Here is a 22,452-nt window from a genome sequence, read left to right on the forward strand (position 1 = left end):
AACGATTATATTTTAATGTTGAGCATAAAGCCAATCTCACTAGTAATTGGCATATTAAAGAAGTTTAATCCAAGACTAGATGATGTATCGTAGAGACTACGATAAGGAGAGGCACCATCAAACTTGGTCCATGTGATAAGATTATTAGCGTACAAACCAAGAGTTAATTCTCTTATAAAAGTAGAACGGTCGTCGTCAAAATCGAAGTTATATGAGAGGTCGATTGATTTTATATTAACATAACTCCCATCTTGAATAGCAGCTTCGTCAACACCGGAAAACCCGTATCGTACAAATCTGTTTTGTGAAATATCATTTTGCGGATTATAGAAATCTACAGGAATTGTATTTTGTTGCCCTTGTTGATTGACGCCTGAAAATATAAAGTTGGTAATTGTTCTTTCATTAGCAGACTGTTGAGACCTCCCTAAATAGTTAAGGACATTTTGAGTGCCATTCCAAACATCTCCTCCTTTTTGGATATCTAAAACAACTTTTAGTTTTAAATCTTTCCATGTAAATGACTGACTGACTCCAAGATTAAAATCAGGAATTGGATCACCAATAATTTGTGGTTGACTAGCCACTAAAGGAAACCCTTCATTATCAATGATTATGTTATTTTGACTATCTCTAGCATAAGCAGATCCAACAATAGCTCCGGCAGATTCTCCTACAATAAGATTTTTGGATACCGATGAAAATCCAGCAATTGGAACACGTTCTTCGTCACTATTTATACTAGTGACTTTTGCTCTGTTAGTGGAAAAAACAAAAGTTGGACTGTAGTAGAAATCATCTGTTATTCTAAGTCTTGAGTTGAGACTCATTTCAAGCCCTTTGTTTGTTATATCTGCAATGTTTTTTAATGCATAATTATTGTTCTCAAAAATTGGAAATACAGAACCTTTAATTTGAGTATTGAAATAATCCAGATCAAAACTGAAATAAATATTCCTGATATAAAAATCGAGATCTACACCAAACTGATAATTTATTTTTTCTTCTAAATCTAAGGCATTACTCAAAAACAAATCGTTGTTGGCGGTATATGCTAAACTTTGAGACGGTAATAATGCCAGACTGTTATGACTTTGATTGTTGTAAAATAATGATGGGTTATTAACATCAAAAGATGTTGAAGCATAAACATTAAAATTGCTAAAATTATAAATATCGAATATCCTCTCAAGGTCAACATTAAGTTGTAAAAATGGAAGTGCCCACTTATTGTTTTGAACTGATGAGATATACGAATTATTTCCTATAGTGAACTCAACATCAGAATAGTTCAATCCGTACGTGAATTTGTTTAGAATTCTTAATGTGTTTCTGTTCAATCGATTATTGATGGTATTGATCGTTTGTGGGTTTTCAAAGCTAAACGGATTAAACCCTATACCTTCATTGAGGTTATATGTTAAATCTTCAGAAGAAAAGTCGAGTTTAGAGAAGACTTGAATTTCATTTTTGCGATCGTCGCTTTCGTATTCAAAATCAAGTGCTGCATTGAATACATTCTTTTCAATAGTTTTATCACTAGAATACCCATCTTCAAATCCAGCAGAATTAGCTACCAGTCCGAAATTTTGAGTATCAGTATTTCTTGTATAACTTAAACTATTATGAATATTAATGGTTTCAGATAGTTCCATCCCATTTTTAAGATAAGCGACAAAGAATTTGTTTTTTTCGGCGTTGCGGTTGTTGTCTAGCAACCAATTAGGATTATTGAAGTTTGCATTAAAACGACGCTGCGTATTATTGGCTAGAATAGAGTTTTGAGCATTGCTAAAACTAGCTGGAGTAGCCCAAGCATTTAACAACGTGTTATTTAAAAATCCATTTACATTGGGTTGATTGTCTCTGTTTTTTCCATATTTTAGATAAGCTTTCCATGACAATTTTTTTGAATTACGGTAGCTTTGATTAAAAGAGATTTTCATATAATCACTAACACTTCTTTCTCTATTAAAGACATCTTTAAATTGGGTATTTGTATAGTTAAGTTCGATAATACTTCCATCTGTAGAAGCGCTAAAGGAAAGCGTATTATCTGTTTTGTATGTTGTTTGTAAAACGGCATTATCGTATAGGTTAGAAGCTATCCCATTTCCATTACCTAGGGCAACTAATTGTCCGTTAATATCATAATCATAAATGCTACCATTAAATTCTAGGTTGCTCAGTTTTGGGCCATAAGAAAATAAATTTCCTGTTTCAGCACCTAGAAAAGTAAGCTCATCATTGAGAGAAGCACCTTGAGCATAAACAGATTGTAACTTAGGTAGATTCTTATCTTTAAAAAATTGAGTTCCGAACCTACTATTGAATTTAATTTCAAAATAGATATCCGAATTAAAATAGGTCATATCTACTTTGTTGTCCTTCACTTCAATCTCCTTAATTCTACTATATTGGTGATTATTTACTTTGTTATATGTTTTATTAGAAAGGTCTAAACTAGGCACATTAAATGGAGTATCGCTAGTAGTTTTTATAGCATTCTTGTAGGCGTCATTTTCAATAGGTTTAATAGGAATTTGATCAACAAAAAAATCGTTGGAATCTAATCCTAACATTTTTGACGTGACCCTTACCTCTTTGGTTGTCATAGCTATATAAGTAAATACTAAAGTTTCTCCAACTTTGCATTTAATACTGTAATTACCATCAAAGTCGGTTTGAACACCTCTAGTGGTGCCTTTCACCATAACATTAACACCTGGAAGAGGAAGACCATCTGCTTCAGAATTTATGGTACCACTCACAATACCTTCTTGGGCAAACAGGTTTGCCGAAACAAGTATGACCAACCCTATGCATAGTTTTTTAAGTAATTGATTTTTCATAATACTGACGGTTTAATAGTTCAAATCTATTTCAGCATTAGAGATTTAGAAACTAAAAATGAGTGAATGCCACTTTTGATTGAGTGAAGTGTCCTAAAACAAAAAACCTCTTCAATTTTGAAGAGGTTAATATAAATTAAGGTATAGTTAAGCCTAAAGTCGGCTTAAATACTGTTGGTATTCCAATATTTTCTATAGGTTTTATGTGCTAATATTGAGAACCATCATGTTTACCACTTTCCCAGCCATGTTTACCTAGGTATTGATCTCCGCTTTCAACAGCGCCTTCTTCGATAGATGTTCCCATCGAGTCATTCCATCGGTTGAGGTAACCAAATAGAGATATCACACCAAGCATTTCAACAATTTCACCTTCATTCCAGTGTTCATATAAACGTTTTTTGATATCAGCATTTACGGCATTAGGCACTAGAGAGGCAGCTAAACTAAAATCTAAGGCAGCACGCTCGGCTTCTGAAAATGCAGGATGTGTTCTATATTCCCAAATATTATCGAGTTGTTCTTGTTCGGCACCATAACGTTCTGCGGCACGAATAGCATGAGCTTGGCAATAGCGACAGCCAGTAGAATTACTACTTACCCAAGCAATCATACGCTTTAAGGCTGAGGTTACGCGACCTTCATTGGCCATAACTGCTTTATTTAAATTGATAAATGCTTTACTAATAGCAGGACGACGTTGCATAGTTAATACTGAATTTGGACAAAACCCAAGAGTCTCGTTAAAAAATTCGGCAAGTTGTTTTGTTTCTGGATCGTGTTCTGCAGATAAAGGTGTAACTAATGGCATATTTTTGATTTTTTTAGTGGTATTTTTGAGATAACAATAAACGAAAAATTCTTCAGATATGTCTCATAAAGTTATCACGCATTGGAAAGGAAATTTACAATTTGAATCTGATAATCCTAATGGTAAACTAGTTACCATGGATACAACACCAGAACACGGAGGTCATAATTCTGGATTAGGCCCCAAAGCGATGATGTTATCGTCGCTAGCAGGCTGCTCTGGATTGGATGTTGTTTCTATTCTTAAGAAAATGAAAGTACCTTTTTCAGATTTTAGAATTGACACTTATGGCGAGCTTACCGATGAACATCCAAAATATTACCATACTGTTTCGGTAGAGTACCACATGTATGGTAAAGATCTTGATGAAGAGAAGATCAAAAAAGCTGTTGACCTTTCCATAGAGAAATATTGTGGTGTCATGGAAATGTTCCGCAAATTTGCAGATGTAAAAACATCTATTCATTATCACAACGTATAGCGAAAATTTTCTATATTAGTATATGCGTTGGACTTTAAAACCAAAACCTGACCCTCAAACGGTAGATACTTTACAAAAAGCATTACAAGTAGATATATCTATTGCGTCTTTATTAGTACAAAGAGGCATAGAGACCTATGAAGATGCCAAAACATTTTTTCGCCCAAGTTTTCATGATTTGCATGACCCTTTTCTTATGAAAGATATGGATAAAGCTGTAGCACGTATTGAAGCTGCGCTTCTTCAAGACGAGAATATTTTGGTTTATGGTGATTATGATGTTGATGGTACAACTTCGGTTGCGTTAATGTCGTCGTATTTGAAAACCAAATCGGATCAAATCGCAACCTACATACCAGATCGTTATGATGAAGGCTATGGAATCTCTTTTAAAGGAATTGACTTTGCTCACGATAATGGGTTTTCACTTATCATTGCTTTGGATTGCGGTGTAAAAGCTATTGACAAGATCAATTATGCTTCGGAAAAAGGCATTGATTTTATTATTTGTGATCATCATAGACCAGGTGCTGAATTGCCAAAAGCTATTGCTGTTTTAGACCCTAAACGAGACGACTGCGAGTACCCTTTTAAAGAACTTTGTGGTTGTGGTGTTGGATTTAAACTTATTCAAGCATTAGCTTCAAAAGAGGGAAAAACGACCGATGACCTTGTAGAATATTTAGACCTCGTCGCAACTGCAATTGGAGCAGATATTGTACCAATTGTAGGTGAAAATCGGGCTTTGGCTTATTTCGGATTGCAAGTGATTAATACACAACCAAGACCAGGAATAAAAGCCATCATAGAGCAAGTAAAAAAAGACCAACTCACAATTACAGACGTCGTGTTTATTGTAGCTCCTAGAATTAATGCTGCCGGACGTATGAAGCATGGAAATTATGCTGTTAGCTTATTAACTGAAACAAATGAAACCCTCGCTCAAGAGCATGCTCAAGAGATCAATACCTTTAATCAAGACAGGAGAGAAGCCGACAAACGTATTACAGAAGAAGCGTTACTTCAAATTAAAGAACATAAGGAAGAAGAGCGATTTACAACTGTTGTTTATGACAAAACATGGCATAAAGGTGTGATTGGAATCGTTGCTTCTAGACTTACCGAAACCTACTATAGACCAACACTAGTCTTTACCAAAAGTGGTAATAAGTTAGCGGCTTCGGCACGATCGGTTTCTGGTTTTGATGTGTACAATGCTTTACAGGCTTGTAGTGAACATATTGAGCAATTTGGCGGACACAAATATGCGGCTGGATTAACGCTTAAGGAGGAAAATTATGAAGCGTTTAAGCAAGCCTTTGAAGATGAGGTTACCAAAACCATTGATAGAAGTTTACTCACTCCAGAAATTAAAATCGATAGGCAAATAGAGTTACGTGATATTACGCCAAAATTCTATAGAATTATTAGTCAGTTTGCACCTTTTGGACCAGGAAATATGACACCTATTTTCATGACAGAACATTTAAAAGATACTGGTTATGGTAAATGTGTAGGAGAAGATGATAAGCATTTGCGACTAACAGCTACTCAAGACCATAATAAACTTGTGGGTATTGGATTTAATTTAGGAGACAAACTAAACCTTATTAAAAACCAAAAACTATTTAATGCCGTGTATTCTATTGATGAAAATCATTGGCAAGGTCATGTGAGTTTGCAATTGAAATTACGCGATATTAAAGCATAAGCATGGAAAAAAAAGATCCATATGCAGCCTTGCGTTATAAAGAATTCAACATCTTTATATTGGTGCGATTTGCTTTGGTTTTTGCATGGTCTATGCAATTTATTATTATTGAATGGCAAGTCTATGCATTAACAGGAGATCCATTATACATAGGGATTATTGGTTTAATGGAGATTATTCCTGCGCTAACAATGGCTTTATTTGCAGGACATATTGTAGACCAAAAAGAGAAACGAAACTTATTAGCTGTTTGTATCGCTCTGTTTTCATTAATTAGTTTTGGATTGTTTTGGGTCACGTCCCAAGAAGTTACAGATACATGGCCAGTTAATAGGATATTGTACGTTATTTATGCCTTTGTGTTTTTTGGAGGGCTTTTGCGTTCATTTTTTGGGCCTTCTATTTTTTCTTTAGTTGCATTAATTGTACCTAAAAAAGTATACCCGAATGCAGCAACATGGAACAGTTCTACCTGGCAAATGGCTCGAGTTTTGGGTGTAAGTTTTGCTGGATTTTCTATAGGATGGTTAGGAGAGAATGAGCAAATGGGTGTGCATTGGTCACTTTGTATTGTCTTTGGACTTGTCCTGTTTTCTTTGATTATGTTATTTCAGATAAAAAAGAAACCAATTCTTAATCCAAATATAGGCGAACCCATAGGGCGAAGTTTAAAGGAAGGCGTTAATTTCGTTTTTAAAACCAAGGCAATTTTAGGAGCATTAACTTTAGATATGGTCTCTGTATTATTTGGAGGAGCGATAGCTTTAGCTGCTGTTTTTGCCGAAGATATTTTAAAAGTTGGACCTCAAGGTTTTGGGATTTTAGTAGCCGCTCCAAATGTTGGATCATTCTTGACGATGTTAGTTACGGCTTATATTCCTATTGTTAAAAAAGCAGGAATGAAGCTGTTGATCGCTGTTTTCGGATTTGGTTTAAGTATTATTGCTTTTGGGCTTTCTTCTATATTTTGGATCTCTGTGGTAGCTTTGTTCTTTAGTGGAGTTTTCGATGGTGTGTCTATGGTGATTCGTCAAACTATTCTTCAATTAAAAACACCAGATCATATGAGAGGTCGCGTCTCTTCTGTAAATTCTATGTTTGTTGGGTCGTCGAACGAATTAGGTGCTTTTGAAAGCGGACTTACAGCCAAACTCATGGGAACCGCTAGCGCTGTTGTTTTTGGAGGCACCATGACTTTGTACACCGTTCTTATGACTGGAGTTGTATTGCCATCATTTCCTAAATTGGATCTGACTAAAGATATGGAAGACCATGAAAAAGAAGAGAACTAAACTACTTAAACGTTTTTAGTTCCATATGCTGACCATCAAAAACACCATAGGTATAATAACTAATCCAATCACCAAGATTGATGTATTTTGATTGCTCATTCAGTTCAATGTCAAGAGGCAGATGTCTGTGTCCAAATACAAAAAAATCGCGATGTTTAGTTTCTAATTTTCGTTTGCAATATTGTACAAGCCACTCATTATCTTCACCTAAAAATTTAGCGTCTTCATCACCAGAAATCATTTTGTTCTTTACAGACATATAATGTCCTATGCGAATTCCAAAATCGGGATGCAATAAGCGTTTAAATAACCATTTACAAATAGGATTGGTAAATACTTTTTTCATCCGTTTGTAACCCTTATCTCCAGGGCCTAAACCATCACCATGTCCAATAAAAAAATGTTTGTCATTAAACACAAATTCTTTGGGTTTATGAAATACAGGGATATTAAGTTCTTCTTCAAAATAACCATTCATCCATAGATCGTGGTTACCAACAAAGTAATAAATAGGAATTCCAGAGTCGCTAATTTCAGCAAGTTTTCCTAAGGTTCTTGTAAACCCTTTAGGAACTACCCGACGGTATTCCATCCAAAAATCGAATAGATCACCTAGTAAGAAAATTGCAGCAGCATCTTTTTTTACTTCATCAAGCCAAGCCACAAACTTTTTTTCACGTGGTAAAGACGCTTTCTTATTTGGAGCACCCAAATGGTTATCTGATGAAAAGTAAATTTTCTTGCCTTCAGGAATTTTTATGTGCGTTGGCTTAGTCATTATCAGAAGCATACCACTCTGCGTAAGAGGTTGCTGTTTCTTGAAGTTTTAAGGAGTGTAATTTTATAGTATTTGGTAAACGTTGCGTGATTTTTTCAGCAAAATCAATAACCATCATCTCACTGGTAGGCTGATAATTTACGAGCAATACATTATGCCCACGATCTTTCAGTTCTTTTGCTAATTCAACATGAGGTGTGTTTTTATTAAACACAGTCGCGTGATCAAAGACATCTACAATTTCTTCTTTAACAATCTTTTTTAGGTCACCAAAGTCAATAACCATCCCATATTTTACATTGGTATTATCTGAAATAGGTTGTCCTATAACAGTTACATCCAAGCGGTAACTGTGACCGTGAACATTTTTACACTTTCCGTCATAACCATAAAGGGCGTGACCGGTTTCAAAAGAAAATTGCTTTGTGATTCGAATGTTACTCATTATCGTCTTTTGTTACGGTTATAGAAATAAACAATAACCAAAACTATCCCCAAAATAAGGAATAAACCGTTTCCGCTTACAAATGACATGATATCCATAGACTATATTTTGAACTATTAAACTAAGTTTAATATGTATTATGCGCCAAAGTTACGTCTTTTGGGAAAGCGATAAAAATAGTTGTCTGAATTTTATGATTAGAGGGACGCCTCTGGCAATAATCCAAACCGTTAATGCAATAAACACTGCATATAATTTAAGGTCATAACTGTCAAGCAATAATAGAACAGGGATAAATACCAAACCAGTGGATAGTAGCAATAGGTTTCTAAGAAATTTCATTTTCCCCATACCTTTAAACATTCCATCAAAAATAAAGGCTAAAGCACATAAGGGTTGCATAGCTAAAACGATCCAATAAATCTTGTAAAACTCATTAAGGACCTCTTGATCTTTAGTGAAAATAGAGCCAACAAAGCTGTAACTAACTAATCCAATTACGGCTAAAATAATACCTACACCTATACCGCATTTGATTAAAAATCGACTTAATTCTACCAATTTTTTATAGTCTTTTGCACCTAATAGTTTTCCAGAAAGAATATTTCCAGCACTCGCATAGCCATCTATAATAAAAGCGCCTAAAAACCATAGGTTAATGGCGATCGTATATGCCGCAATATACTGTGTCCCATATAAAGTAGAATAACTTGTTGCAAAGTACAGTGTGGCATTTAAGGCTAAAGTTCTCACAAACAGATTGAGTACCATGATAGAGAAGGTCTTAATTTGCTTATTAAACGGAAATGTAACTCGTAAGGAGATATCGGTTTTTTTCAGAAGAAAATAGGCCGAACAAAGCGCCATGATAATCTGAGCAATAACACTTGCATAAGCTGCGCCTTGGATATGCATTGGATTGACAACTCCATCAATACCATATACGAAAACAACATCTAAAACGATGTTAACTATGGTTCCAACTATAGCAATAATCATTGGGTAAAAAGTGTTTTGTAACCCTCTAAATGTGCCAAAAACAGCAATGGTAAAGAGTGTAAAAGGAAACCCAAAAACACGAATATTATAGTATTCAACACTATAATCCAGTATTTGACCAGATGCATTATAGAAATTAAAAATTTGAGATGAGAACGGTAATGTTATAGCTATAATAACAATACTAATAGAAGTGATTAAAAAGATAGCCTGAGCTGGAAGACTTTTAACCTGATCTAATTGATTTGCACCTAAATGTTGCGATACAATTGATGAAATAGCACTTCTGGTTTGTCCAAATACCCAAATAAGCATTGAAATAAATGCACCAACAATTCCAACAGCAGCTAAAGCTTCGGCAGCATTGTAATCAACGTTACCAATAATAGCAGTATCTGTAAGCGATAGGATAGGCTCAGCAACCCCAGAGATTAATGCGGGAATAGCAAGTTTGTTGATGTTTTTTAATGTAATAGCTGTTTTCAAAAAATACGTTCGTAACAATAAAAAGGAAAAATACTTTGCTTCGGAAAATAAATATTACCCAAGCGTTGATAGCCACGAAGTTCGTAAAATTTTTGGTTTCTTTTGTTCTGAGAGAAGGTGTCTAATCGAATAGAAGTATAGTTATTTTCTATGGCATAAGTTTCGGCAAAGTCCATTAATTGTTGTGCATAACCTTGTCCTTGATACTTTGGATCAACCGCTAAGCGATGGATATAAATGTTATTGTTATTTGGAGTTAACCATGTCATTGGTACATATTCTTCATCCATGAATGTAGATATGACAATGCAGCCTCTAATACTGTTGTCGATATCTAATACATAAAGCTCATCTCGATTAATGTCATTTTCAAAAGCAGTTCTATTAGGATAATGTTCATTCCATTGAAATATGTTTTGATCAATCATATGCACGGCACATGCTTTTGTTATGTTCATGATTGCATCTATATCGGCTAGAGTTGCTTTACGTATCATATTAATAGTTACCTTTGCAAAAATTTATACAAAGTTACTTTTAAATATTTGATTATGAAGTCTATTCTTGTTCCAGTCGGTTCCTCTAAAAATGCAGAAAGTCATTTACAGTACGCCGTAGATTTTGCTAGAGCTTTTGGTGCTAAATTATATGTGGCACAAATTTATAATGTATACACAAAAGCTGGAACGATGATAAAAGTTGACCATATTTTAGAACGTGAAAGTTTAGAGTTTTTAAAAGGCCATGTATCTAAAATAGACACAAAGGGTGTTGATATTGTGGTTAAAACGTTTAAAGGGAAACTTGTAGATACCATAGAGTTGGCTTGTGAAGCATTAAATGTTGACCTCATTTTATTAGAGCCACGAACGAACTCTATCAAAGATGAGGTGTATTTGGGAAAAACTTCGGGAAAGATTGTTAAGCAAACTAATATTCCTGCATTGATTGTTCCTGAAGGTTATGTTTATAAACCAATTGTAAAAATCTTACTTGCGGTTAAATCTGCAGTAATTAGAAAAGAAGATGCTTTAGATCCGTTAAAAGCTATAAAAAATCAATTTAAAGCAGTGGTTAACTTACTTTTGGTAAAAACACCATTTTACAATGAAGGCGATTTAGATGTTGATGAAGATTTAGCTAGTTTGATTACAAACACGACAACTAGTGAAAACGCTACGACCTATCAAGGTGTTTTAGAGCACTATAAAAATAATAATCCAGACTTATTATGTGTTGTGCGACGTAAGCGTGGATTTTTTGTAAAGAAATGGGAAAAGAGTACCATTTTTAAGAAAGACTTTAGTAGCGCTCTACCCGTATTGGTTTTAAGAGGTTTAAAATAATTAATGGGGATGTAGCTCAGTTGGCTAGAGTGCTTGACTGGCAGTCAAGAGGTCACGGGTTCGAATCCCGTCTTCTCCACATCAAGCGCAGCTTGTAATGCATTGAAACTAAAAATCTGACAAGTTTACTTGATCAGATTTTTAGTTTTGATTTATTATTTCTTATCGGAAACGACGTTGCATTTGCAGTAGTGGATCATAGAGGAACTGCCGGGCTAATCCCGTCTTCTCCACACCAAGCGTAATTTAAAAACAAAAAGCCCAACTGTAAAATGTAGGGCTTTATTGCTTAAAACCTTAAACAAGAGGTTCAAGTCAAGGTTCTAACTAACTACATCGTATAGCATATCTATTTAATTCGACATAAATATTCCTATTAATATAAATGTGTAAAATAAAATCAAGAATAGTATTATTTTTCTTTGTTCTGAAACTGTTCTTTTCACCATCATAGAAGTAATTAATATGTTATTTTGATCTAAGAGGAAAGAACCCATAGTATAGCACTACAACTATGGGCTCTGAAAAACCTCTTGTCGCAAATCAGAGATTATTGTTATTAATCTAAGATTCTACTATTAACCAAATATTATGCTACTAATACAATAATTTAAAAGAGGTTATTATATGTTTATTCCTTTTCATTTCTTAATACTTATTATCAATGATGATTTGATAAACCAAAAGTATTGGTTTTTATACAAACCTGAAATAAGTACCAGCGCGTAATATATGCATACTGGTGCTTATAAGTTTCTCTAGAGGTAAATGATATAAAGAGATATAACACATGATAAAAAAACCCAAAACTTTCGTTCTGGGTTTAATTTTGAACTAAATCGAATCTAGTTCTCCCTTATTTAAACGTTTAAGATTGCTTTAAATTAATCTTTAATAAGCTTTTTGGTAAGTGTACCTACAGCGTATTTGACTTCTATTAAATACAATCCTGATGCAAATTCTGAAATATCAAAACGTAGCCCTTCAATCATATTTGCGTGTTCCTTTATCAATTTTCCTGAAATATTATAAATAGATACTTTTTCTATTTTGGAATTACCTGAATGCTCAATTCTAAATGTCCCATTAGTTGTAGGGTTAGGCACTAGAGCAATATTGTTTTCTGTAAAGTCTGATTCATTAACAGATAAGGTATCGCAAGATCCTGAAACACCATTAGCTGAGGTATCTCTAAAATTACCTTCTACACTCATGAGTTCAAACCCAACTAAATTACCGTCTAAGTTATTTGAGGATTTGTCGGTAACACTAGTAATCGTTGTATTATCTGTATTCACCGTACCTTGATTTAGATCAAAGTTTAGGATTAACCCTGTTTCATCTCCAATTAACTGACAATCCATTGATGCATTAATTTCGGCCTCAGTCCTTGCATAACTCCATAAACGAACTTCATCCATCATACCTTGTAACGGATATGGGTCACCTCCAGCAGTAGTACCTGCGCCAATTCTAAGCGGGTTATTATTAGGTGTTAAGCTTCCTGATCCGGCTTGAGTTCGAACATTTATACCATCAATGTAAAACTTTACTTCGGTACTGCTTAAAGTTACAGCTATGTGATACCATTGATTTGTAGTTACCGAGTTCCATATATAATCGGTAAAATTACCTCCAAATCCAGAGTGATAAAAACGAAAAATCTTATTACCTCCATCTGTTAACAGCATAAGTCCATAAGATTCAGTGTACCTAGACTTAGCAAAAACACATTCCCAATCCCATCCGTCTGTTGTTCTATTTACTTGGTCAAAATTTACCCAAGCTTCAAACGTAAAACTTGTGGTGAAATCTAATGAATTATTATCAGGGACTTCTATGTAATCCCATGAAGCGACTTGCCCATCAAAGTCTAGTCCTGTAGCAGTCTGGGCCGTTGAAATTTGACATAAAAATACCAATGTAAGTAAAAAAAGTAGTTGTTTTTTCATAATTAAATAGGTTAAATAGTGTTTGTTACTCTTATGACATGTAATTCGTGACCTACCCTATTTTTTTTTCATTTTTTTTGCTTTTTAACATTTATACGGCCAAAGCGAATATTAATTCTCAATAAAAAATATTGAATTTAAGTCCATTACCATACCTAATAAATGCGATAAGAATTTCGTTTTATTTTTTTGTGATATATTTTAGTGCTTTGAGTATTTTTGAACCCTCATTAGAAAATGATGCAAGACAAAGAACCTTCTATTTGCGAAGAAAAAGTGTATAACGAATTGTTTCGGAAGTACTATGAACCGGTAACGAAGTACATTTATTATAAATGTGGAAATTTGCATCAAGCTGAGGACATTGTTCAGAATGTATTTATTAAAATCTGGAAACTTTGTGCTACTATTATGTATTCAAAAGCAAAGGCTTATATATACTCAGCCTCAAAACATTCCTTTTTAAATGAAGTTGCACATGAAAAAGTGGTTTTAAAACACCAAAAGACCATTGAGGAAAATACAGATTATGAAAGCCCTGATTTTTTGATTGAAATAGATGAATTTAGAGTTAAGTTAAAGCAAGCTATTAATACCTTAAACCCAAAGGAAAAAGAAGTTTTTTTATTGAGTAGGGTAGAAGATAAAACCTATAAAGAAATTGCCGAAATAACAGGCTTAACGGTTAAGGCTATAGAACGCAGAATGAGTAAAGCACTAAAGGAATTACGTGAGATACTTGGCGCACATATCAAAGTATAAAATAGGGTGAAGCTTAATTTAAATGTCTTATAGTTAGAAGCTTAAAACAGATGATGAACAATTACGATACAGATGATACTTTTTTAGGACGCTGGATAGCTGGGGAACTGTCTGAAGAGGAGCTTATCGCTTTTAAAAGCACAAAAACATACAAGCAGTTTAAACTCATTAATATAGAGTCTCAATTATTAAGTGGTCCTGATATTGATGTAGAGAGGGCATTACGTGAGGTAAAGCAGAAATTAAAACAAAACAAAGCTAAGACTAAAACAATTCGTCTTTGGCAAACAATTACTGTCGCTGCTATGTTAATTATAGCATTAGGCGTATTTTTTAATTCATCTAAAACCTACACAAATGCAATTGGCGAAACTCAAACTATTCTTTTAGAAGATGGTTCAAAAGTATATTTAAATGCGAATTCTAGTCTGTCGTTAAAACGTTTCTTTTGGTCAAGCGATAAAACAGTAAACTTGAATGGTGAAGCTTATTTTGTGATTACTAAGAGCAATGATTTTAAAGTAGAGACATCGAAAGGTCAAGTAAAGGTATTAGGTACTAAATTTAATATAAAAGACCGATCATACTTTGAGTTGAAATGTTACGAAGGGAAAGTAGAGTTTGCTCAATTGAATGATTCATCTTTTTCGAAGATTTTGACTCAAGGAATGCAAATAATAATTGATAACGATCGTATTGAAGATCTAAGTTTTAATGAAGAATCACCTTTGTGGCAAAAAGGTATTTCTAAATTTGATGAGCAACCCTTACATCTAGTATTAGAGGAATTAACCCAATATTTTGATATCAATTTTGATGATCAAAACATTGACACTGGAAGATTGTTTTCAGGAAGTTTCGATCATAAGGATTTAAATCTTGCATTAAAAGCTACATTGGTTCCAATGGGCATAAATTACAAAGCTGAGCAGCGAACTATTATACTTTCAGAATAACTGAAAAGTCTAAATTTGCATTTCCAAATCAAACAAGTATGAAGCATTATTTTTTCGTTTTAGTGTTCTTTTTTTCTATGACGATTGTAGCGCAGCAAAAACAGGATTTTAAGTACACGCAAACCTCTTTATCCCAAGTATTAAAAGAGCTTCAAGAACGAAACAATATATCCATTTCATTTGCGTCTGATGCTATCAAAGACATCTTTGTTACTATTGATATAAAGCAAATTACTTGGGTTGAATTTTTATCAGTTTTAGAAAGTGAAACGGGTTTAACTTTTGAAAAAATATCTGAAAATCAAATTATAGTCACACCTCATACAGATAATAATATAATAGTCCCTATTGAAGCCTTAAATGATATAATTATTTTGGGATATGTTACAAATGGGATAGATAAGAACAAAGATGGTTCTATAGCTGTAGATACTGAAAGATTAGGGATTTTACCTGGAATGGTAAATACTGATATCGCACAAAGTATTCAATTAATTCCTGGGATTTCAACTTTAGACGAATCGGCGACAGGAATACAGGTTAGAGGTGGTTCTCCTGATCAAAACTTAATATTATACGATAACATCAAACTGTTTAATACGGGTTATTTCTACGGCATGTTTTCGTTATTTAATCCTTTTGCCACTCAAAAAGCAACTATTTATAGATCTGGAACAAGCGCTAGCTATGGTGATCGTATTTCTGGTATTATAGATATTTCTAGTGGTAATAAAATTCATGAAAACACTAAAGGGGGATTTGAAATCGATGGTTTATCTATAAATGGTTATGTAAAAACACCACTGTCAAGTAAGATAGGGTTGTATCTATTTGCAAGACGGTCATATTCAGACCTATTAAAAACGCCTACTTATAATAGTTATGTCGATAAAATTTTTACAAATTTCGGTGTTGCAAGAGATGTTAATGGGAATATTCTTGAATTAGAAACGGATGATGATTTTAGTCCAGAAACTAGCAATAACACATTTAATTTTGCTGACATCAGTACCAAACTGATTATAAAACCAAATGAGAAAAATGATATAGAATTTAGTGCATTATACACTAGAAATCGTTTAGATTTTGATTTCAAAGGAGGAGATGAGGTCCTTGTAGATTCACTAATCACACAAAATAAAGGGATAAGTTTTAACTGGAAGCATCAAAGTAGTGAAAAGCAGCAAGAAGAACTTACAGCTTACTTTTCTGAGTATAATTCTTTTTATCAGAATGATGAGATAAAAGATGAAACAGGAGATGGTATTTTAGATCTAAGCGAAGTCAATATTAGAGAGAACAATATTACAGAAATTGGAGCAAATTTCACATCATTTACGCAAATTAGAGAATCTCAAAAACTAACACTTGGTTATCAGTTGTCTTTTACCGATTTGGACGTCACCATAAGTAAAGAAAAGCCTATTGAATCTGAAAGAGAAGTCTTAGTGCAAGATGATAGTAATCTAAAAAACGCATTATTTGGAGAATATACCATAAATCTAAACAATAAAGGTTTAATTAATGCTGGTGTGCGATTTTCGCATTATAGTAGTTTAAATGAATTTTTAATTGAGCCACGAGTTAATTTTGAATATGCTTTAAGCAAACGCCTAAGATCAAAAATCGCCATTGAAAGAAGAAACCAACCTATTTCACAATTAATAGAATTCAACCATACCGAATTGCGCTTAGAGAACAATTTATGGCGATTGTCGGATGATAAACAGTATCCATTACTATCGAGTAATCAAATTTCAGGAGGTCTATTATATCATCATAAGAGTTTAAACATTGATGCTGATTTTTATTACAAAGAACTAAAAGGGCTAACAACATTTACTAATGGTTTTAGTAATCCTTTAGAAAACTTAGAACAAGGTGAAAGCACAATAAAGGGTGTTGATATTTTATTAAAATATAAACGAAACAATTATAAAGTTTGGCTAGGGTATACCTTTAATGATATAACGTTTCAGTTTCTAAATTTAGAAGACACACCATCTAAATTTAATGGTAATAATGACATTACACATCAATTTAGAATTTCCAACTCGTTTAAACTAAACAATTGGCAATTTGCTTTAGGATGGCAAATTAGAACAGGTAAACCAATAACTCCTGTAAATAGTTATACTATAGAAATTGATGCTGACGGTGAAAATGCTGGTGTTGTAAACTTTGGCGCTATAAATAGTGATAGACTACCGAGTTTTCATCGATTGGATGCTTCGGTTTTATATGATTTCAAGATTAAAAAAACAGATGCTCAGTTAGGGATATCACTCTTAAACATTTACAACAGAATAAAACCATTAAATTTAATTTACAAGGCCGAACGCAAACCTCTAGATGATGGCGGTATTGCTATTGAAGGTACGACGGGTGAAACACCTGAAGAACGGGAAATTATATTGGAGCAGGTGATTCAACGATTCTCATTAGGGTTTACACCTAATATATCATTTAAGCTATTTATTTAAGTAGCGATTAATTTTATGAAGTTATAAAAGCAATCGTTTCATGAACTACAATTTCTAATGCCTTAGGTAAATGATTTTCGTTCCAAGGATGACGTGCTCCAAAGACATGGTTGGAGTTTTCAATAGAAATGAGTTGATTGATGGAACACCAAGAATCTAAAGCTTCAGCTTCCTCAAATTTTACCGATGGATCATCTTGAGCATGAATAATCAAAACTGGGCTAGTAATTCGTTGTATAGCAGATTCTATATGAAAGCGCTCTTCATTGGCTTTAAAATCTTCATAGAACTGATAGTTGTGTGGCATTTGTTGTTTGGTTCTTCCATTTAACACATACTTTACACCATCTTTTCGCCATTGTTCCAAATCACCTGTAGTGGAGGTCCTCTTGCCAAAACTACTTACACTTGCCCAAGTGATCAATTTTGAGATGCGATTGTCTTCAGACGTTTTGATGATAGAAATTCCTCCACCTCTTGAATGACCAATTAAAGTAATCTCTCTTTTATTAATCTCGTTTTTATATTCAAATGCTTCAGAAGTTGTGAAATTTAAAAGATCGTTTAGATCATCAAGTTCTTTTGTATAATTGTTTTGGGCAAAGGCTTCCAAATCTGGGAAATCAATAGGATTTTCAACGGTTCCACCATTATGGGAAAAGTTGAATTTTATAAAAAACAGTCCATGATCACTAAACTGTTGTGCGACCAGATCCCAAGCACCCCAATCTTTAAAGCCTTTATATCCATGACAAAAAATGACTACTGTTTTTTTCTTTCCGTTAGGATTAAAAAAAGCATCCCAAACTATCGGTTTTTTCTCTTCTCGATATAAGACTTGATTTTTAACGATCATATTACACCTCTTTTTCTATAAAATCTATATCTAAATTATAAATTTCAGTAATTAATTTTTTAAGCTCAATTTCGAAAGCATTCAACGTTTCTTCGGTAATTGAATGAGCTTTAGTTCTGCTATTTGAAGATGGTTTTGTGGCAAACTTTAATAAGCCAGAACTTAAATTTTTAAATGAAATAATTCCAGCTTCTACTGGAAGGCTAATCTTTGATGATTTTTGCATCATAAAAGCGTACATCAATATTTGAAAGCTTTTACTATACTTATCGTAATCTGTTGAAATCGCTTCCCAATCAACGATTTCTACTTTGCTAGATTCTACTCGACCAGTTTTGTAATCTATTATTCTTATGGTTCCATTATAGGCATCAACACGATCTACTTTACCAGTTAGCATTACAGTTTTTGAAAGATTCTCTAGGTATAATGGCACTTTGTTTTCGGTTTCAATAGCAATGATTTTGATTTCATTTCCTTGCCTTATGTCCTCAATTTCCAAATTTAAAAAATTCAATATATAACGTTGTGCTATTTCAAAAATGATGAGGTTTTTGCCAGAGGTGATGTCTCCTTCTTTAAATTCAGCTTTGAAATGGTGATGTACTGTCGAGCTAATCTTAGATTTCATTGTTTTGATAGCCTCTATTGTCAAAACCTGATTTTCAAATGGCTTATAAAAATCTTCAAGTGTATTATGGATGACAGTTCCCAATGTATTGTAGGCAACGCTTTCTTCAACGTCTTCATATTGCTTAATACCGAGTACCTTGTCATAATAGAAATCAATTGGATTACGAATATAATTGGTCAATGACGATGGAGAAAAACCTTTTTGAGCCACCTTATCTAATTTTTCTATTATGTCTGAAGTCTTTTGAATGTGTTGTAATTGCTGTTCTATTGTAGGCACTTGAGCCGAAATTAGATACTGTTTTATATCATGTGTTTTATCAACTTCCAATTGTGTGATGAACCTGCTTTTTTCACCACCATTAAGAACATCAGGTTCTGTGTTGTATAATATATAAGCTGTTTTAGCACGTTGTAATAAGCGATAAAAATGATAAGTGTAAACCGCATCTTTTTCTTTGTAGGTTGGTAGCTCGTTTTCTATTTTAACATCAAAAGGGATAAACGAATTATAGCTTTTCCCTGCTGGTAAAATGCCTTCATTGACAGATGTTATGATAACAGTTTCGAAATCTAAAACACGAGACTCTAGCATTCCCATAATTTGTAAACCTTTTAAAGGTTCTCCTTTAAAGTCTAATGTTTCACTCTTAATGAGCTCTCGATATAAGCTAAATAGTGTGACAATGGCTTTAATATGAGAAAAAGAGCTATTTAAAGTATCTAGACTATTGAATACCTGATGAAAACGATAGAGATATTCTAGAGCTAATAAGTTGTTTGATTTGTCTTGATCTAGGTTGATTTTGATCTTAGCGATAAGCTTAATGCAACAGCTTATGGCGGTTTTAGGGTTATCATTCCAAGAATCGAACAACAGGTGTAAAAGTGCTTTGTGATTAGGTGCTATATCGCTCAAATCTTCGACAGTAAGCAATACTTTATTATTGAGTTGTATTTGGTTTATAATGTGTTCAGCTACATTAGCTGTTTCAGTTTGAAATAAAGGTGTAACAAATTGATTGGATAAGATATCGATCACGTTCTTATAATACAAAGCCTCCGAAAGTGATTTATGTAAACCGAATAGTGCCTCAAATAATGAAGCTAATGGAATAACTTTTAAAGGTAATCCCATCGTGACGTTTATCGTAGTTATTGATTTTGGAATGGAGTTAAGTAATGGCAACAGCAAAGTTTCATCACCTAATACAACAGCTGTATTTTGAAGATGACCTTTCTCATTATAAATGCGTTCTAGGAGTTCTCCAACATATTTTACCTGACTGATATTTTTTGGAGCTCCAATAACATGAATGTCTTTTTTTTCAGTATAGGATTCTCCAACCCAATTAAAATTATGTTTATTAAAGTATTTCCAGTTTTGTTTATGGTATCTCGTAAATAATCCCGCATCATGAATAGGATCATTTATAAATGTTTTATCTATATCCCAATAGATCAATGCCATTTCTTGTTGTAAGAGCTCCTGAATTATGATCTCCTCAGCTTTATTGAGTGCATTAAAGCCAACAAATACAAATGTTTTATTTGTATGTAATGCGATGTATTGTTCAATATTGTTTACGGCTTCTCTATAAACGAGACCTTGATAGGCTTTTTTCTTATGTTTAAGTTGTTTCTGAAATTGGGCATAGTATATTTTTAAACGATTCCAAAAGAGCAAATAGTTCTTAATGTATTGTGTAGGCTGTTCATCCAAAGACCAATGCTTATGTTCTATTTCTTTTATGGCAGATAAATAGTCAAAGACATGGTTTGGTGGTATTAGATAACGATCAATTTCATTGAAATCTTGAAGTAACAATTGAGCCCATTTAGAAAATTGATCAAAAGACTCTATATTTTGTTTTGGAGTGTGTTTGAGGTAGACATCATAAAATTCAAATAAGAGTTCTGCATTAGTAGCGTATTGAAAATCTGAAAGTGTTTCTACAAACTCTTCAATAGATAGTATTTCGGGCGAGAAAATGGTTTTGTTAACATGACGTGATATGGCTTCCTTTAGAAATGTACCAGCACGTTTACTAGGCAAAACAAAGGTCAATTGAGAAATATCATGATCGGTTTCTAATAAATTTACAATAACGTCGTCTATGAATGTTCTCATTATATAAAAATAAAAAACGCTCCGATATTCGGAGCGTTTTTTTACTTATTTATGTTTGTAGTGAAACTTATTACTTAAGTTTTACTTCTACACGTCTGTTTTCTTTTCTACCAGCTCTAGTCTTGTTAGTAGCGATAGGATAATCTTCACCGTAACCGTTAGCAGTTAATCTGTCTGCACTAATTCCGTTTGCGATTAAGTAATCTCTAACAGCGTTAGCTCTTCTTTCAGATAAAGCTTGGTTAGTTGTTTTAGAACCTACACTATCAGTATGACCGTCGATAGAGAAATCTGCTCTTGGGTATTCTTTAAAGATAGCTACCATTGCTTGTAATACAGCATCAGTTTCTTTTTTGAAAGACGCTTTTCCTGAATCAAACAAGATAGATCTTGCGTAGTCATTTAATTGCTTTAATACAGGCTCAGTTGGCTTAACTTCTGGACAACCGTTGTTAGCAACAGTACCAGCTTCGTTAGGACATTGATCATCTTTATCTAAGATTCCGTCACCATCAGTATCAGGCCAAGGACATCCTTTGTTAGCAGAAGGACCTTTTTCGTTAGGACAGTTATCATCTTTATCAGCAACACCATCAGAATCAGCATCAGGACAACCATTTAAGGCTTTTAAACCAGCAACTGTAGGACAATCATCATCTTTATCAGCAACACCATCAGAATCTGAATCTGGACATCCGTTAAACTCAGCTAAACCAGCTTCGTTAGGACAATCATCTTTAGAATCTTCGATACCATCGTTATCAGAATCTGGACATCCATTGAATGCTTCTAAACCAGGAACGTCTGGACAAGCATCATCTTTGTCGTAGATACCATCACCATCAGTATCTTTTCCACCAAATCTGATAGAGATACCAGCAGAATGTTGCCAGTGCTTAGGAAGGTAATCTTCGAAAGCGTGCTTATATGAAGTTTGAACGTTGAAACCTAAGTTATCGTTAAACCAAACATTAAGACCTAAAGTACCATTTAATGTACCAGCACCAATTTCATCTACCCAAGTGTAACCACCACCAACACCTAAATAAGGGTCAACAGTTGATGAGTTAATGATATCAGCAAAGCTGTAAGAAATGGTTCCATCAGCAGCATAGTAAGATAAGTCGTCTGCTCTAGAATCTCCAATTTTCTTAATTTGGTTAAGAGAACCTGCTACAGAAATACTAAACCCATCACTTAAATATCTCGATACAGAGAATCTAGATAAAGAAGGTAAAAAGTTGTAGTGATCGTTTGCGTTAAAGAATTCGTCAAAGTAGTCACCTAATGGCGCTTCTTCTCCAACAGGATAAAGGTCAACAGCATTGACACCGATATCAAATTTCCACGGGTTGTTTTGATCTTGCGCATTAGCACTGAAGCTTAATGATAATAACAAAACGAATAATAATCTGCTAAGATTTTTCATATTCTAAATAATTTTAATTTTAAGTGTTAATTAAAGGCAAAAGTAAGTT

At 33.7% G+C, this 22,452-nt stretch carries 17 protein-coding genes and 1 tRNA gene; 8 read left to right on the forward strand and 10 right to left on the reverse strand.

The window, feature by feature from the left end; genetic code table 11:
• Positions 1-5: 5 nt before the first annotated feature.
• Entirely contained in the window at positions 6-2,852 is a 2,847-nt protein-coding gene (locus Q0783_RS05240; RefSeq protein ID WP_298893800.1) for a carboxypeptidase-like regulatory domain-containing protein, read from the reverse strand.
• A 208-nt stretch (positions 2,853-3,060) separates the two neighbouring features.
• Complete coding sequence (locus Q0783_RS05245; protein ID WP_298755821.1) at positions 3,061-3,663, reverse strand: carboxymuconolactone decarboxylase family protein; 603 nt, start codon at positions 3,661-3,663, stop codon at positions 3,061-3,063.
• Positions 3,664-3,721: 58 nt separating this feature from the next.
• Between Q0783_RS05245 and Q0783_RS05250 the strand changes: the two genes are divergently transcribed.
• Genes Q0783_RS05250 through Q0783_RS05260 form a run of 3 tightly spaced genes read left to right on the forward strand, consistent with a single transcriptional unit; the run spans position 3,722 to position 7,147 of the window.
• On the forward strand, positions 3,722-4,144 hold the full coding sequence (locus Q0783_RS05250; RefSeq protein WP_298755823.1) for an OsmC family protein: 423 nt from the start codon (positions 3,722-3,724) through the stop codon (positions 4,142-4,144).
• A gap of 22 nt (positions 4,145-4,166) precedes the next feature.
• Positions 4,167-5,855: a single-stranded-DNA-specific exonuclease RecJ gene (gene recJ, locus Q0783_RS05255; protein WP_298893801.1), complete on the forward strand. Its 1,689-nt coding sequence runs from the start codon at positions 4,167-4,169 to the stop codon at positions 5,853-5,855.
• Between the two features lie 2 nt (positions 5,856-5,857).
• Complete coding sequence (locus Q0783_RS05260; protein ID WP_298893802.1) at positions 5,858-7,147, forward strand: MFS transporter; 1,290 nt, start codon at positions 5,858-5,860, stop codon at positions 7,145-7,147.
• A 1-nt stretch (position 7,148) separates the two neighbouring features.
• Here the strand turns inward: Q0783_RS05260 and Q0783_RS05265 are convergent, their stop codons facing one another.
• From Q0783_RS05265 to Q0783_RS05280, 4 genes are all read right to left on the reverse strand, one after another.
• Positions 7,149-7,907 (reverse strand): UDP-2,3-diacylglucosamine diphosphatase, encoded by a 759-nt coding sequence (locus Q0783_RS05265; RefSeq protein WP_298894167.1) that lies wholly within the window; start codon positions 7,905-7,907, stop codon positions 7,149-7,151.
• A gap of 10 nt (positions 7,908-7,917) precedes the next feature.
• Positions 7,918-8,370: a 6-carboxytetrahydropterin synthase gene (locus Q0783_RS05270; RefSeq protein ID WP_298755832.1), complete on the reverse strand. Its 453-nt coding sequence runs from the start codon at positions 8,368-8,370 to the stop codon at positions 7,918-7,920.
• Positions 8,371-8,520: 150 nt separating this feature from the next.
• A complete protein-coding gene (locus Q0783_RS05275) occupies positions 8,521-9,855 on the reverse strand; it encodes an MATE family efflux transporter (RefSeq protein ID WP_298893803.1) in 1,335 nt (444 codons plus the stop codon).
• On the reverse strand, positions 9,852-10,352 hold the full coding sequence (locus Q0783_RS05280; RefSeq protein ID WP_298893804.1) for a GNAT family N-acetyltransferase: 501 nt from the start codon (positions 10,350-10,352) through the stop codon (positions 9,852-9,854). Before Q0783_RS05280 ends, Q0783_RS05275 begins: the two co-directional genes overlap by 4 nt.
• 54 nt (positions 10,353-10,406) lie before the next feature.
• Between Q0783_RS05280 and Q0783_RS05285 the strand changes: the two genes are divergently transcribed.
• Entirely contained in the window at positions 10,407-11,201 is a 795-nt protein-coding gene (locus Q0783_RS05285) for a universal stress protein (protein ID WP_298893805.1), read from the forward strand.
• 5 nt (positions 11,202-11,206) lie between these two features.
• Positions 11,207-11,280, forward strand: a tRNA-Ala gene (locus Q0783_RS05290).
• Positions 11,281-12,085: 805 nt separating this feature from the next.
• Here Q0783_RS05290 and Q0783_RS05295 read toward each other — a convergent pair.
• Entirely contained in the window at positions 12,086-13,153 is a 1,068-nt protein-coding gene (locus tag Q0783_RS05295; protein WP_298893808.1) for a LamG-like jellyroll fold domain-containing protein, read from the reverse strand.
• 237 nt (positions 13,154-13,390) lie between these two features.
• Here Q0783_RS05295 and Q0783_RS05300 point away from each other — a divergent pair, with 237 nt between their 5' ends.
• The 3 genes from Q0783_RS05300 to Q0783_RS05310 are packed head-to-tail and all read left to right on the forward strand — an operon-like array spanning position 13,391 to position 17,354.
• Positions 13,391-13,915, forward strand: coding sequence for a sigma-70 family RNA polymerase sigma factor (locus Q0783_RS05300; protein ID WP_298893810.1), 525 nt, complete (start codon positions 13,391-13,393; stop codon positions 13,913-13,915).
• A gap of 50 nt (positions 13,916-13,965) precedes the next feature.
• Entirely contained in the window at positions 13,966-14,871 is a 906-nt protein-coding gene (locus Q0783_RS05305; protein ID WP_298893811.1) for a FecR family protein, read from the forward strand.
• 38 nt (positions 14,872-14,909) lie between these two features.
• The gene (locus Q0783_RS05310) at positions 14,910-17,354 is read left to right on the forward strand and encodes a TonB-dependent receptor (protein ID WP_298893812.1); all 2,445 of its coding nucleotides are present in this window, start codon (positions 14,910-14,912) and stop codon (positions 17,352-17,354) included.
• Positions 17,355-17,367: 13 nt separating this feature from the next.
• Here Q0783_RS05310 and Q0783_RS05315 read toward each other — a convergent pair whose 3' ends face one another.
• From Q0783_RS05315 to Q0783_RS05325, 3 genes are all read right to left on the reverse strand, one after another.
• Positions 17,368-18,210 (reverse strand): alpha/beta hydrolase, encoded by an 843-nt coding sequence (locus tag Q0783_RS05315; protein ID WP_298893813.1) that lies wholly within the window; start codon positions 18,208-18,210, stop codon positions 17,368-17,370.
• A gap of 1 nt (position 18,211) precedes the next feature.
• Positions 18,212-20,974 (reverse strand): PD-(D/E)XK nuclease family protein, encoded by a 2,763-nt coding sequence (locus Q0783_RS05320; protein WP_298893814.1) that lies wholly within the window; start codon positions 20,972-20,974, stop codon positions 18,212-18,214.
• A 70-nt stretch (positions 20,975-21,044) separates the two neighbouring features.
• Positions 21,045-22,403 (reverse strand): OmpA family protein, encoded by a 1,359-nt coding sequence (locus Q0783_RS05325; protein ID WP_298893815.1) that lies wholly within the window; start codon positions 22,401-22,403, stop codon positions 21,045-21,047.
• Between the last annotated feature and the right edge of the window lie 49 nt (positions 22,404-22,452).

The sequence above is a fragment of the uncultured Psychroserpens sp. genome, assembly GCF_947500255.1.
Classification (GTDB): Bacteria; Bacteroidota; Bacteroidia; order Flavobacteriales; family Flavobacteriaceae; genus Psychroserpens.

Coding starts and splice junctions, on each gene's coding strand:
- Q0783_RS05240 (WP_298893800.1), bottom strand. CDS start 2,852: ATGAAAAATCAATTACTTAAAAAACTATGCATAGGGTTGGTCATACTT.
- Q0783_RS05245 (WP_298755821.1), bottom strand. CDS start 3,663: ATGCCATTAGTTACACCTTTATCTGCAGAACACGATCCAGAAACAAAA.
- Q0783_RS05250 (WP_298755823.1), top strand. CDS start 3,722: ATGTCTCATAAAGTTATCACGCATTGGAAAGGAAATTTACAATTTGAA.
- recJ (WP_298893801.1), top strand. CDS start 4,167: ATGCGTTGGACTTTAAAACCAAAACCTGACCCTCAAACGGTAGATACT.
- Q0783_RS05260 (WP_298893802.1), top strand. CDS start 5,858: ATGGAAAAAAAAGATCCATATGCAGCCTTGCGTTATAAAGAATTCAAC.
- Q0783_RS05270 (WP_298755832.1), bottom strand. CDS start 8,370: ATGAGTAACATTCGAATCACAAAGCAATTTTCTTTTGAAACCGGTCAC.
- Q0783_RS05280 (WP_298893804.1), bottom strand. CDS start 10,352: ATGATACGTAAAGCAACTCTAGCCGATATAGATGCAATCATGAACATA.
- Q0783_RS05285 (WP_298893805.1), top strand. CDS start 10,407: ATGAAGTCTATTCTTGTTCCAGTCGGTTCCTCTAAAAATGCAGAAAGT.
- Q0783_RS05295 (WP_298893808.1), bottom strand. CDS start 13,153: ATGAAAAAACAACTACTTTTTTTACTTACATTGGTATTTTTATGTCAA.
- Q0783_RS05300 (WP_298893810.1), top strand. CDS start 13,391: ATGATGCAAGACAAAGAACCTTCTATTTGCGAAGAAAAAGTGTATAAC.
- Q0783_RS05305 (WP_298893811.1), top strand. CDS start 13,966: ATGATGAACAATTACGATACAGATGATACTTTTTTAGGACGCTGGATA.
- Q0783_RS05310 (WP_298893812.1), top strand. CDS start 14,910: ATGAAGCATTATTTTTTCGTTTTAGTGTTCTTTTTTTCTATGACGATT.
- Q0783_RS05315 (WP_298893813.1), bottom strand. CDS start 18,210: ATGATCGTTAAAAATCAAGTCTTATATCGAGAAGAGAAAAAACCGATA.
- Q0783_RS05320 (WP_298893814.1), bottom strand. CDS start 20,974: ATGAGAACATTCATAGACGACGTTATTGTAAATTTATTAGAAACCGAT.
- Q0783_RS05325 (WP_298893815.1), bottom strand. CDS start 22,403: ATGAAAAATCTTAGCAGATTATTATTCGTTTTGTTATTATCATTAAGC.